General features: G+C 37.3%; 6 protein-coding genes, 5 tRNA genes and 3 rRNA genes. All 14 read left to right on the top strand.

Features of this window, described 5'->3' with window-relative positions; all coding sequences use genetic code 11:
- Positions 1–3: 3 nt before the first annotated feature.
- The gene (dusB, locus tag CKL_RS00855; RefSeq protein WP_011988765.1) at positions 4–966 is read left to right on the top strand and encodes a tRNA dihydrouridine synthase DusB; all 963 of its coding nucleotides are present in this window, start codon (positions 4–6) and stop codon (positions 964–966) included.
- A 60-nt stretch (positions 967–1,026) separates the two neighbouring features.
- Positions 1,027–1,848, top strand: coding sequence for a hypothetical protein (locus CKL_RS00860; RefSeq protein ID WP_011988766.1), 822 nt, complete (start codon positions 1,027–1,029; stop codon positions 1,846–1,848).
- A gap of 176 nt (positions 1,849–2,024) precedes the next feature.
- A complete protein-coding gene (greA, locus tag CKL_RS00865) occupies positions 2,025–2,504 on the top strand; it encodes a transcription elongation factor GreA (RefSeq protein WP_011988767.1) in 480 nt (159 codons plus the stop codon).
- A gap of 17 nt (positions 2,505–2,521) precedes the next feature.
- Positions 2,522–4,030 (top strand): lysine--tRNA ligase, encoded by a 1,509-nt coding sequence (gene lysS, locus CKL_RS00870; RefSeq protein WP_011988768.1) that lies wholly within the window; start codon positions 2,522–2,524, stop codon positions 4,028–4,030.
- Between the two features lie 150 nt (positions 4,031–4,180).
- A tRNA-Asn gene (locus CKL_RS00875) sits at positions 4,181–4,255 on the top strand.
- Positions 4,256–4,573: 318 nt separating this feature from the next.
- On the top strand, positions 4,574–5,965 hold the full coding sequence (locus CKL_RS00880; RefSeq protein ID WP_011988769.1) for a glycine--tRNA ligase: 1,392 nt from the start codon (positions 4,574–4,576) through the stop codon (positions 5,963–5,965).
- A 625-nt stretch (positions 5,966–6,590) separates the two neighbouring features.
- Positions 6,591–7,967 carry a UDP-N-acetylmuramoyl-L-alanine--D-glutamate ligase gene (gene murD / locus CKL_RS00885; protein WP_011988770.1) on the top strand — a complete coding sequence of 459 codons (1,377 nt, stop codon included), beginning with the start codon at positions 6,591–6,593 and terminating at the stop codon, positions 7,965–7,967.
- Between the two features lie 621 nt (positions 7,968–8,588).
- A 16S ribosomal RNA gene (locus tag CKL_RS00890) occupies positions 8,589–10,099 on the top strand.
- Between the two features lie 119 nt (positions 10,100–10,218).
- Positions 10,219–10,294: transfer RNA gene (locus CKL_RS00895), tRNA-Ala, on the top strand.
- A 3-nt stretch (positions 10,295–10,297) separates the two neighbouring features.
- Positions 10,298–10,374, top strand: a tRNA-Ile gene (locus tag CKL_RS00900).
- A gap of 494 nt (positions 10,375–10,868) precedes the next feature.
- Positions 10,869–13,765, top strand: a 23S ribosomal RNA gene (locus CKL_RS00905).
- Positions 13,766–13,877: 112 nt separating this feature from the next.
- Positions 13,878–13,994 (top strand): 5S ribosomal RNA (gene rrf, locus CKL_RS00910).
- Together the 16S, 23S and 5S rRNA genes with 4 tRNA genes alongside form the textbook arrangement of a ribosomal RNA operon.
- Positions 13,995–14,003: 9 nt before the next feature.
- A tRNA-Ile gene (locus CKL_RS00915) sits at positions 14,004–14,080 on the top strand.
- 3 nt (positions 14,081–14,083) lie between these two features.
- A tRNA-Ala gene (locus CKL_RS00920) sits at positions 14,084–14,159 on the top strand.
- Positions 14,160–14,441: the final 282 nt, after the last annotated feature.

The raw sequence follows: 14,441 nt of genomic DNA on the forward strand, positions 1-14,441 counted from the left end.
ATAATGAAAATCGGAGAAATAGAATTTGAAAACAATGTATTTTTAGCTCCTATGGCAGGTATAACGGATAGGGCATTTAGAGAATTGTGTATAGAATTTAAATGTGGACTTGTTTATACTGAGATGATAAGTGCCAAAGCTTTATTTTATGGTAGCAAGGCTACGGAAAGTATGTTAATTGTATCTCCAGTAGAAGCACCCATAGCAGTCCAAATATTTGGGAATGATCCGGTCATAATGGCTAAAGCCTGTGATTATTTTAATGAAAATAAAGATATTTGTATGGTAGATATAAATATGGGTTGTCCAGCTCCTAAGATAGTAAGAAATGGAGAAGGTTCTGCACTTATGAAGAATCCAAAGCTTGCATCGGAAATAGTAAAAGAAGTAAAAAAGGCATCTTTAAAGCCAGTAACTGTAAAAATGAGGATTGGTTTTGATTCTGAGAGTATAAATGCTGTAAATTTTGCTAGAATTATGGAACAATCGGGAGCAGATGCTGTAACTATTCATGGGAGAACTAGTACTCAGATGTATAACGGCAAAGCAAATTGGGATATAATAAGTGATGTAAAACAATCAATTAAAATTCCCGTAATTGGTAATGGAGATGTATTTACTGTAGAAGATGCAAGTAGACTTTTTGAATTTACTAAATGTGATGGCATAATGATTGGAAGGGGAAGCTTGGGAAATCCATGGATATTTTCTCAGATATATGAAAATAAAAATTCTCGGTCTATCACCTATCCTACTCCACAGCAAAAAATAGATATGTGCATAGAACATTATAATAGGGCTATTTATTATAATGGAGAGTATAAGGCTGTGAGAGAAATGAGAAAACAAATAGGGTGGTATATAAAAGGTCTAAAAAACAGTAAGGAAATAAAAGAGAAAATTAACTGTGAAGAACGCAGTGAAATTGTATTTGAAATTTTAAATCAATACAAATTTATGTTGTAATTTTTAATTTGATATAGGAATAATATAGTATTGTATAGTAATTTAAGGAGAATATAGAATGTGAAATCAATCCTATATGCTGATTCCAATATGGCTAAATTTTATGATGATAATAGTTTTTGGGGAAACATAAAAGATAGATTTAAAATGAGAGTAAAAGAAGAACTTTTCATAAAAGAATTGAAATTAAAAATTAAAAATGTAAAATTTCCTCCTAATATTAATATAAATTCATATAATAGTAATATCTTAAGAGCTAAAAAAATGTGTAAAATTAAAGATATAGAATTGGCACCTAAAGTATATAGATATTTAGATTATACTCTATATAGTAAATTTCAGAAAAAGTTAATGGCTTTTAGTATTGTGGAAAGTTCTAAAATTATACTCAGAAATAAAAAAAAGAGTATAAGATGTAGTTGTATGGCAGTTTATGATGCTGCAGATCCTATTTTATTTGATACTATATGTTATTTATCTAGGGAAGCTAAATATATAATACTTATATCTAAAAAGATCACAAAAGTAAATGATATAAGCGAATATATTATAGCAAATTATGGAGTTACACCTATAATTACTTCTGATATAAAATTTTCTTTTAAAAATGCAGATTTTATAATAACATCTAGAAGAATAACTATGAGTAATAATAAATATGTGTGGTATGTAGATAATAGTTATATACCATATAGTAATAATAATATAGTAAACGATATTAGCTATAAAGTTCCTTGGGAATTTAAATATAAAGAAGTATCATTTGAACTTTTAGGATCTATACTTTCACAGATGGATGAGCGAGATGTAAAAAAATCTTTAAATTATAATGGCATATTTTTAGACAAAATAAAGTTTAATAAAAATGTATTAATATTATAGATATATTGAAATCTATAATATTTTAATTAAATTTTGAAAATGTTGACATTGTAATAGTGCTGTTTTATAATTACTTAAATGATAATTAGCGTAAATAAGGCAAGATATATTAAAGATTTTAAGACATTAATGGGGTATAGGAGAATTTTTATAAATTATTAAAAGGGGAGAATAGAATGAGCGGATTAAAAAAATATGTTATGACCTATGAAGGCATAAAAAAGCTGGAAAATGAATTAGAATATTTAAAGACAGTCAAGAGAAAAGAAATCACTGAAAAGATTAAAGTAGCTCTTTCCTTTGGAGATTTAAGTGAAAATTCAGAATATGATAGTGCTAAAAACGAACAAGCATTTGTAGAAGGTAGAATAGTACAACTAGAAAATATGCTTAAGAATGCCAGCATGGTAGATGAAGATGAGGTTCCATTAGATATAGTAGGTATAGGCTCAATTGTAAAAGTTAAGGATTATGATTTAGATGAAGAAGTAGAATACTTAATTGTGGGGTCTGCGGAAGCAGATCCTATTAATAATAAAATATCAAATGAATCCCCTGTAGGTAAAGGACTTGTGGGGAAAAAACCTGGAGATGTAATTGAAATACAGGTCCCAGATGGAGTTAGTAAGTACAAGATACTTAATATAAGAAGATAATTTGGAGGGTAATATCAATGGCAAAAGAGGAAAAAAATTTACATGTACTGGAAGAGAATTTCAATCAATTGATAAGGGAGAGGATACAAAAGTTTAAAAATTTACAAGAGCAAAATAAAGATCCCTTTGAGGTATATAAGGTTGAGAGAACCCATACTTCAAAAGAAATAAAAGATAACTATGAAACTTTAGATGGCACGGATGTTACTGTGGCTGGAAGACTAATGTCTAAAAGAGTTCATGGAAAGGCTGGATTTTCAGATTTGTATGATAGATATGGTAAAATTCAACTGTATATAAAGATAAATGATGTAGGAGAAGAAAAATTAAAGGAATATAAATCCTATGATATAGGAGACATTTTATCTGTAAGTGGCAAGGTTTTTAAGACTAGGACCGGAGAAGTATCAATTCATATTACGGATTTTCAACTTGCAGCTAAATCACTTAAACCTCTTCCAGAGAAATGGCATGGACTTAAGGATCCAGATTTAAGGTATAGACAAAGGTATGTAGATTTGATAATAAATCAGGATGTTAGAGATACCTTTTTAAAGAGGACTGCTGTAATAAGAGCTATAAGAGAATTTTTAGATGGTAGAGATTACATAGAGGTAGAGACACCAATACTGTCATCAATAGCTGGAGGAGCAGCTGCTAAGCCATTTATAACTCATCATAATGCTTTGGATATAGACATGTATTTAAGAATAGCAACTGAATTATATTTAAAAAGGCTAATAGTAGGTGGATTTGAAAAGGTATATGAGATAGGTAAAAATTTTAGAAACGAAGGAATAGATGTAAGGCATAATCCTGAATTTACAGCTATGGAATTATATGAAGCTTTTTCAGATTATAATGATATGATGGAATTAACTGAGAATATGCTGGCATATGTATGTGAAAAGGTGCTTGGTACTACAAAAGTTATATATCAGGATACGGAAATAGACTTTAAGCCTCCTTGGAATAGAATTACTATGGTAGATGCAGTTAAACAATTTACGAAAGTAGATTTTAATGAAGTTGAAAGTGATGACGAAGCTAGAAAGATTGCTGTTGAAAAAAATATTGAACTTAAAAAAGAATTAAAGGATTGTACAAAAGGGGATATATTAGTAGGAATGTTTGAAGAATTTTGTGAACATAAATTTATTCAACCAACTTTTGTAATGGATTATCCTGTTGAAATATCACCTTTAACTAAAAAGAAAAGAGGAAATGATAAATATACTGAGAGATTTGAGGGCTTTATATTTGGTAGAGAGGTATGTAATGCATATTCAGAGTTAAATGATCCTATAGTGCAGAGGGAAAGATTTATGCAGCAGATAAGAGAAAGAGAATTAGGGGATGATGAAGCTTATATGATGGATGAAGATTTTATAAATGCTCTTGAAATAGGTATGCCTCCTACGGGAGGACTTGGAATAGGTCTGGATAGAATTATAATGTTTCTTACGAATTCTTATTCTATAAGAGATGTCATATTATTTCCTACTATGAAGCCAAGTCAACAGTAGAAAATATTCCTTAACAAGTAAACTTTATCTTAATTTAAGAATCACTTGATGTTATAGCATAAAAATTTAAAATCCATAAATTTTTAGATTTATTAGTAAAAAAATATTGCATTTTTTAAATTGCGTGATATAATAATACATGTGAGTTCTTCCGTGGTAGCTCAATGGTGGAGCATTCGGCTGTTAACCGAAGGGCTGGAGGTTCGAATCCTCTCCACGGAGCCATTTTATTTTTTGTAATGGTTAAAAGCTTACTTAGTTATATTTACATGTAGTAATTAACAGATAGGTACTATAATTTAATAGGTTGCTTTGATAAAGGATAGTAACAATTTAAGTCTCTAGGTGGAAAGAGAAGTTGTGGATGGTGTGAACAACTGAGATTTTATTGTGAAGGAACTTTGGAGTTATATATTTAAAAGATGAGCTTGTGCTAAAAAGGGTGGAACCGCGGATATGAAATTCGTCCCTTGAAGGCGGGCTTTTTTTATACTTAAAAATCTAAATATAATTTAAATTGATTACGGGAAGGAGAAATAATTTATGCCTTTTGAGAAAACTATGGATAAGATAGTAGCTTTAGCTAAGAATAGGGGATTTGTATATCCAGGATCGGATATATATGGAGGATTGGCTAATACATGGGACTATGGTCCTATTGGAGTAGAATTAAAGAATAACGTAAAAAAAGCGTGGTGGCAAAAGTTTGTACATGAAAGTCAGTACAATGTGGGTATAGACTGTGCTATACTTATGAATAATGAAGTCTGGGTTGCTTCAGGTCATGTAGGAAATTTTTCAGATCCACTTATGGATTGTAAAGAATGTAAATCAAGATTTAGAGCTGATAAATTAGTTGAAGAACACATGACTTCAAAGGGTGTAGAAAAAGCTAGTGCAGATGGTTGGAACAATGAAAAATTAAAAGAGTATATAGATGATAATAACATTGTTTGTCCTGATTGTGGAAAAACAAATTTTACAGACATCAGACAGTTTAATCTTATGTTCAAGACTTTTCAAGGAGTTACGGAGGATTCGAAAGCAGAAATATATTTAAGGCCAGAAACAGCACAGGGGATATTTGTGAATTTTAAAAATGTCCAGAGAACAAGTAGAAAAAAAATACCTTTTGGAATAGCTCAGATAGGAAAGGCTTTTAGAAATGAAATAACTCCAGGAAACTTTACTTTTAGAACTAGGGAATTTGAACAGATGGAATTGGAATTTTTCTGCGAACCTGGTACTGATTTAGAATGGCATAATTACTGGAAGGAGTATTGCTGGAAATTTTTATTGAAACTCGGTATAAAAGAAGAGAATATAAGATTTAGAGTCCATGAAAAGGAAGAACTTTCTCATTATAGTAACGCCACTTCAGATATTGAATATTTATTTCCATTTGGATGGGGAGAACTTTGGGGTATAGCAGATAGAACTGATTATGATTTAACTCAACATCAAAATCGTTCGGGAAAAGACATGACTTATTTAAATCCAGTTACTAATGAAAGGTATATACCTTATTGTATAGAACCTTCTGTAGGAGCTGACAGAGCAGTACTTGCATTTTTAGTTGATGCCTATGATGAAGAAGAACTAGAAGGAGGAGATGTAAGAACGGTAATGCATTTTCATCCTGCCATAGCTCCCTTTAAAGTCGCGATTTTACCTTTAAGTAAAAAATTGTCGGAGAAAGCTCTGGATGTTTATAATATGCTGAGGAAAGATTTTAATGTGGATTATGATGATGCTGGGAGTATAGGCAAAAGATATAGAAGAGAAGATGAAATTGGTACGCCATATTGTATAACTATAGATTTTGATACTATGGATAATGATACTGTTACTATAAGAGATAGGGATACTATGAAACAATTTAGAGTAAAAATAGATGAATTGAAAGACTTCATAAAAGAAAAAATACAGTTTTAATAGGTGTATCATGTTAATTTTATTATCTTTATAAGAGACAGTGAAATTGGCATGATGCTATTTTTATTTATTATCAGTATTTACTATAAGCTATTTTAATTGCATGTCAATAAGTATTCTACAGCAAAAATTTACCGGACTTTCGTCCGGTAAATTAGGGTTTAATCATGGGGATATGTTATATGTTTAATTAAAACTTGGGGAATTATATTAATGTTTTCTTACGACACAACTAGAGTATATCACAAGTGAATGATAATTTTCAATAGTGAAATATAAAATCATTAAATTAAGTATTTTCATATAATTTTGATTTTACTAGACAATTTCATCTTAAATATAGATATATATTATATTTTTCATAAAATCATATCTGTTTTATTTCCAATATTTGCATTGCCATCATATGCTTTTATAAAATATTATGTTATTATATAATCAGGTATAGGTTTATCCAAAGGCAGCAATTAGATATATTCCCATCTTTTTAAATGAGAGATGAGTACTGCTGCGTGTTTGGGTAAGTTGTTGTAAGGGTTAGATGAAGAAAAACATTTCTCATAAGTGAACTCACCTGAACCCTTGAATTATTTGATTGTAATAGGCTTATTTTGGAGGTTTTTAAATGAAAAGAAATTTTGATGACTTTAAACAATTCATAAAATGTAAAAAAATAGGGGTAGTGGGAATAGGAATAAGTAATAAACCTTTAATTGATTTTTTATTAAAATTAGGTGCTAGAGTGAGTGCTTTCGATAAAAAAAGTCCAGATGAGATTGGAGAGGTAGCTAGAGAATTAAAAGAAAAAAATGTAGATTTGGTATTGGGTGAAAAATATCTTAATGATTTAAGTGATTTTGATATAATATTTAAAACACCTTCCATGAGGATAGATAGTCCAGCCTTTGTAAAAGCTAAAGAAAAGGGTGCCTATATAACATCTGAAATGGAAGAATTTATTAGATATTGTCCTGCTAAAATATATGGTGTAACTGGAAGTGACGGAAAAACCACAACTACTACGCTTATGTATAATATTTTGAAAAAGCAGGGATATAAAAGTTGGATAGGCGGAAATATAGGTACTCCCTTATTTTCTGAGGTAGAAGAAATAACACCTGATGATAGAGTTGTAATTGAGTTGTCCAGTTTTCAATTAATGACTATGAATATTTCACCTGAAGTGGCAGTTATAACCAATGTAAGTCCTAATCATCTGGATATTCATAAAGATATGGAAGAATATATAATGGCTAAAAAGAATATATTTAAATATCAGTCTAATTCAGATTTATTAGTATTAAATAAAGACAATGAGTTAACAAATTCTATGACAGGAGAAGCTTTGGGAAAAGTAAGACAATTTAGCATTAAAGAAAAGTTAAATAAAGGAGGATATTTAAATAAGGATAGTTTGTGTATAGATGGAGATGAAGTATGTAAACTATCAGAAATTAAGCTTAAAGGAATGCACAATGTAGAAAATCTTTTGGCAGCTTTTTGTGCTCTAAAAGATGATGTAAATATTGAAAGTATGAGAGAAATTGCTACTACTTTTTCAGGAGTAGAGCATAGATGTGAATTTGTAAGAGAAATAAACGGAGTAAAATATTATAATGATTCTATCGCTTCAAGTCCTACTAGGACATTAGCGGGTCTTAAAGCTTTTGAAAAACCTGTAATATTAATAGCTGGTGGATATGATAAAAAAATACCTTTTGATATCTTAGCAGAAGAGGGATATTCGAAAATTAAAACTTTAGTACTTATGGGAGCTACGAAATATAAAATAAAAGAAGCCTTTGAAAATCTTGAACTTAAAAAACATGTTCACATACCAATCATAATGGCCAATTCTTTAGTTGAAGCTGTAAATTCAGCAAGGAAAGTATCATGTAGGGGTGATGTAGTTACTTTGTCTCCTGCTTGTGCTAGTTTTGATATGTTTGCTAATTTTGAAATAAGAGGAAATATGTTTAAAGAAATAGTGAATGATATGTAATTAGTAGAGGGTATTTTAAAAGAAAGACTAACTTTTACAGTAAGTTTTTCTTTTTTATTTAGAGTTAATGTAAAGTATATACGATAACGTTTCCTAGCGTATCTTTATATGAATATAATAGTTTTTTGTAGAAATTAGTAGAATTAATTAGATAAGTAGAATATATGATGGTTATGTGTATAGAACAAAAATTAAGTTGTGGTATTATATCAAATGTCATTAAGTTCATAAGTGGCTTATGTTTATGAAAAATATAAAAAACCTTTTTAAATTTATTGACAAAGTTGAGAATATATGATAAACTACAAAAGCCATTGAAGAGAAATGGCATATGATCCTTGAAAATTAAACAGAATGAGGAAGATAGGTAAACTTATTTATTAAGAATAAACCAGCAATTCTTTTGAGCTGCGAGAGCAGTAGAGAGAGTAATTTCGTAATGAAGTATGTTTATCCGGTACTTTACTGGAAGAGATATACTAAAATTGCTAGTAGCGAGTACAGCGAGGAAAAGGCTGAATGAGGAGCGGAACTTACTTATGTAATTGAGCACCGGAATGAGGCATTTAACGAAGCTGGGCGAAGCTAATAGTAATTTTCAACAGAGTCAAATAAAACTTTTAAAATAAGAGTTTGATCCTGGCTCAGGACGAACGCTGGCGGCGTGCCTAACACATGCAAGTCGAGCGAGGAAGCCCCTTCGGGGGTGGGATAGCGGCGGACGGGTGAGTAACACGTGGGTAACCTGCCTCAAAGAGGGGGATAGCCTCTCGAAAGGGAGATTAATACCGCATAGAAGGTAAAAATCGCATGATAAATACCTTAAAGGAGCAATCCGCTTTGAGATGGGCCCGCGTCGCATTAGCTAGTTGGAGGGATAAAAGCCCCCCAAGGCGACGATGCGTAGCCGACCTGAGAGGGTGAACGGCCACATTGGAACTGAGATACGGTCCAGACTCCTACGGGAGGCAGCAGTGGGGAATATTGCACAATGGGGGAAACCCTGATGCAGCAACGCCGCGTGAGTGAAGAAGGTTTTCGGATCGTAAAGCTCTGTCATCCGGGACGATAATGACGGTACCGGAAGAGGAAGCCACGGCTAACTACGTGCCAGCAGCCGCGGTAATACGTAGGTGGCGAGCGTTGTCCGGAATTACTGGGCGTAAAGGGTGTGCAGGCGGATATTTAAGTGAGATGTGAAAGACCCGGGCTTAACCCGGGCAGTGCATTTCAAACTGGATATCTAGAGTGCAGGAGAGGAGAACGGAATTCCTAGTGTAGCGGTGAAATGCGTAGAGATTAGGAAGAACACCAGTGGCGAAGGCGGTTCTCTGGACTGTAACTGACGCTGAGGCACGAAAGCGTGGGTAGCAAACAGGATTAGATACCCTGGTAGTCCACGCCGTAAACGATGAGTACTAGGTGTAGGGGGTATCGACCCCCCCTGTGCCGCAGTAAACACAATAAGTACTCCGCCTGGGAAGTACGATCGCAAGATTAAAACTCAAAGGAATTGACGGGGACCCGCACAAGCAGCGGAGCATGTGGTTTAATTCGAAGCAACGCGAAGAACCTTACCTGGACTTGACATCCCCTGAATGACTCGTAATGGAGGAAGCCCTACGGGGCAGGGAGACAGGTGGTGCATGGTTGTCGTCAGCTCGTGTCGTGAGATGTTAGGTTAAGTCCTGCAACGAGCGCAACCCCTGTCGTTAGTTGCCAGCACGTAAAGGTGGGCACCCTAACGAGACTGCCGCGGTTAACGTGGAGGAAGGTGGGGATGACGTCAAATCATCATGCCCCTTATGTCCAGGGCAACACACGTGCTACAATGGGCAGAACAGAGAGAAGCAATACCGCGAGGAGGAGCAAATCTCAAAAACTGCCCCCAGTTCGGATTGCAGGCTGAAACCCGCCTGCATGAAGTTGGAGTTGCTAGTAATCGCGAATCAGCATGTCGCGGTGAATACGTTCCCGGGTCTTGTACACACCGCCCGTCACACCATGAGAGCTGGCAACACCCGAAGTCCGTAGTCTAACCAAGGAGGACGCGGCCGAAGGTGGGGTTAGTGATTGGGGTGAAGTCGTAACAAGGTAGCCGTAGGAGAACCTGCGGCTGGATCACCTCCTTTCTAAGGAGTCGAAAGGCCGGGAAAAAACCTGCCTTAAAAGCTGAAATTTGAGATAAATAAGTTGCCCTTTATTCTGTTTAATTTTGAGGGATTATTTATATCCTTCTAATTTTTGATTTGGGGGTATAGCTCAGCTGGGAGAGCACCTGCCTTGCACGCAGGGGGTCAAGAGTTCGAATCTCTTTATCTCCACCATATGGGCTTATAGCTCAGCTGGTTAGAGCGCACGCCTGATAAGCGTGAGGTCGATGGTTCGAGTCCATTTAAGCCCACCAAATAATGTCTTTTAATTTTTAAAAAGTGAGTAATTATTAATAGACATTGACATTTTATTCTAATTAATTGTAAATTGTATTTATAAATTATGTATTTTCAATTGTGAAATGTGAATTGAGCATTGTACAATTGGAGTTTTGTCCTTTGAAAATTGCACAGTAAATAAAAGAAGTAAAGCTAAGGTTAGAAATAACCTTTGTAGTAGTAAGTATAAATGAGTTTATGCTTATTTTAATAAGATGTAGTTCCTATATCAATATAATTGAGAATAAAGTTTTAATTATATTTACGTAGGACAAAGAAAATTAGTGATAACGGGCAGAGCGAGGAAGGACTTGAGTGAGGAGCAGAGTTTACTTGTGTAAATGAGCACCGCAGGGAAAGGCTTGACGAAGCTGTGCGAAGTTAGCAGTAATTTTTTAATGAAACTCACTCAGCTAAGGCTGAGGAGTGCAATTTAGGCACCAAATCGAAGATTTGGACTAAATTATCAGGTCAAGCTACAAAGGGCGCATGGAGGATGCCTTGGCACCAGGAGCCGAAGAAGGACGTGATAAGCTGCGAAAAGCTCTGGGTAGGCGCAAATAGCCAGAGAACCAGAGATGTCCGAATGGGGAAACCCACCTATAAAACAATAGGTACTGCATGCTGAATATATAGGTATGCAGGGGAAAACCCGGGGAACTGAAACATCTAAGTACCCGGAGGAAGAGAAAGAAAAATCGATTTTCTAAGTAGCGGCGAGCGAAAGGGAAAGAGCCCAAACCGGAAACTTGTTTCCGGGGTAGAGGTCAGGTGATAAAAAATGTGGAAGCTTAAGTGAATTCAACTGGAAAGTTGAGCCGCAGAAGGTAAAAGCCCTGTAAGTGAAAAGCAGAAGCAAAATAACCTGTACCGGAGTACCACGAGACACGAGAAACCTTGTGGGAAGCAGGGAGGACCACCTCCCAAGGCTAAATACTACCTGGTGACCGATAGAGGAGGAGTACCGTGAGGGAAAGGTGAAAAGAACCCCGGGAGGGGAGTGAAATAGAACCTGAAACCGTGTGTCCACAAACAGTCGAAGTACGTTAAAGTACGACGGCGTGCTTTTTGTAGAACGAGCCAGCGAGTTACGGTATGCAGCAAGGTTAAGTACTTAAGGTACGGAGCCGAAGGGAAACCGAGTCTGAAAAGGGCGGGGAGTTGTATGCCGTAGACCCGAAACCGGGTGACCTATCCATGGCCAGGTTGAAGCGGAAGTAAAATTTCGTGGAGGACCGAACCACGTTGGTGTTGAAAAACCATGGGATGAGCTGTGGATAGCGGAGAAATTCCAATCGAACTCGGAGATAGCTGGTTCTCCCCGAAATAGCTTTAGGGCTAGCGTCGGGAGTGAGTAATGGAGGTAGAGCACTGACTGGGGTAGGGGCTGACAACAGTTACCGAACCTTATCAAACTCCGAATGCCATATACTTGAATCCCGGCAGTCAGACTGCGAATGATAAGATCCGTAGTCAAAAGGGAAAAAGCCCAGACCAACAGCTAAGGTCCCGAAGTGTAAGTTAAGTGGAAAAGGATGTGTGATTTCGAAGACAACTAGGATGTTGGCTTAGAAGCAGCCATACATTTAAAGAGTGCGTAATAGCTCACTAGTCAAGAGGTCATGCGCCGAAGATGTCCGGGGCTAAAACTTACCACCGAAGCTATGGGCCTGAAAGGGCGGTAGGGGAGCATGCTGCACAGGGAGAAGCCATACCGGAAGGAATGGTGGACAGTGCAGGAGAGAGAATGCTGGCATAAGTAGCGAGAAATAAGTGAGAATCTTATTGGTCGAAAACCTAAGGTTTCCTGGGGAAGGTTCGTCCGCCCAGGGTAAGTCGGGACCTAAGCCGAGGCCGAAAGGCGTAGGCGATGGACAACCGGTTGAGATTCCGGTACCACATTTTTGCGAAAAAGAACAGAAGGGATGACGCAGAAGGATAGGATGTGCACACGAATGGATGTGTGTCCAAGGAGTGAGGGAGGACATAAAGGAAAAGCCGTATGTCCGATAATCCTGGGCTTTGAAGGGGAGTCCGCAAGGACGAGTATCTGATTTCACACTGCCAAGAAAAGTCTCTATGGAGCAGGGATGTGCCCGTACCGCAAACCGACACAGGTAGGTGAGGAGAGAATCCTAAGACCATCGGAAGAATTGTTGTTAAGGAACTCGGCAAATTGACTCCGTAACTTAGGGAAAAGGAGTGCCTCGAAAGAGGCCGCAGAGAAAAGGCCCAAGCAACTGTTTATCAAAAACACAGGTCTCTGCTAAAGCGAAAGCTGAAGTATAGGGGCTGACGCCTGCCCGGTGCTGGAAGGTTAAGGGGACTGCTTAGCGCAAGCGAAGGCAAGAACTTAAGCCCCAGTAAACGGCGGCCGTAACTATAACGGTCCTAAGGTAGCGAAATTCCTTGTCGGGTAAGTTCCGACCCGCACGAATGGCGTAATGATTTGGGCACTGTCTCAACAACAAATCCGGCGAAATTGAAGTGCAAGTGAAGATGCTTGCTACCCGCGATTGGACGGAAAGACCCCGTAGAGCTTTACTGCAGTTTATCACTGAATTTTGGTATTACCTGTACAGGATAGGTGGGAGGCAGAGAAGGAAGTGCGCCAGCATTTCTGGAGTCAACGTTGGGATACCACCCTGGCAGTACTGGAATTCTAACCGGAGTGCATGAAACTGGACACGGGACAATGATAGGCGGGCAGTTTGACTGGGGCGGTCGCCTCCAAAAGAGTAACGGAGGCGTACAAAGGTTCCCTCAGAAGGGTTGGAAATTCTTCGTAGAGTGCAAAGGCAGAAGGGAGCTTGACTGTGACACACACAGGTGGAGCAGGGACGAAAGTCGGGCTTAGTGATCCGGTGGTACCTCGTGGGAGGGCCATCGCTCAACGGATAAAAGCTACCTCGGGGATAACAGGCTGATCTCCCCCAAGAGTTCACATCGACGGGGAGGTTTGGCACCTCGATGTCGGCTCGTCGCATCCTGGGGCTGGAGTAGGTCCCAAGGGTTGGGCTGTTCGCCCATTAAAGCGGCACGCGAGCTGGGTTCAGAACGTCGTGAGACAGTTCGGTCCCTATCCGTCGCGGGCGTAGGAAATTTGAGGGGAGCTGTCCCTAGTACGAGAGGACCGGGATGGACTGACCGCTGGTGAACCAGTTGTTCCGCCAGGAGCACAGCTGGGTAGCTAAGTCGGGAAGGGATAAACGCTGAAAGCATCTAAGTGTGAAGCCCACCCCAAGACAAGATTTCCCATGGCGAAAGCCAGTAAGACCCCTCCGAGAAGAGGAGGAGATAGGTCAGGGGTGTAAGCATGGCAACATGTTAAGCTGACTGATACTAATAGGTCGAGGGCTTGACCAAATAATATTTACTGTGCAATTTTCAGAGGATATAAATTTTCTGAAGAAAAGTATTGACAGGCGGTGGGAATGACAGTATAATATAAAACTGTAGTAAGAAAACGCTTTGAAAATCTGGTGGCAATAACGTGGAGGCAACACCCCTTACCATTTCGAACAGGAAGGTTAAGTTCCACAGTGCCCATGGTACTGCAGGGGAGGCCCTGTGGGAGAGCAGGTCGCTGCCGGATAAAGAATAAGGATCTTTAGCTCAGTTGGTTAGAGCAACCGGCTCATAACCGGTTGGTCCGGGGTTCGAGTCCCTGAAGGTCCACCATATGGGGGTATAGCTCAGCTGGGAGAGCATCTGCCTTGCACGCAGAGGGTCAAGAGTTCGAATCTCTTTATCTCCACCAAAACGAGTAACAATTTTGTTACTCGTTTTTTATATTTAGATTTATCCGAACGCTGCCAGTGCTAATATTTCTATCTTCTTTAAAGTGAAAGAGCACTGCTATGCGCATGGATAAGTTCTTCTAGTGTTCCAATAGAGCAAGATTTTTCTACGATACATTTAATGAAATATATGTATTCAAACATATTATATGGAAGTTTTGAATACATTTTATCATTGAATAAAATGTAATATATGCTTAAAATAGAAGCATAATAAAAATTATTATGAAAATTATTTAATT

Origin of the sequence: Clostridium kluyveri DSM 555, from assembly GCF_000016505.1 — a bacterium.
In the GTDB taxonomy this organism is placed as follows: domain Bacteria; phylum Bacillota; class Clostridia; order Clostridiales; family Clostridiaceae; genus Clostridium_B; species Clostridium_B kluyveri.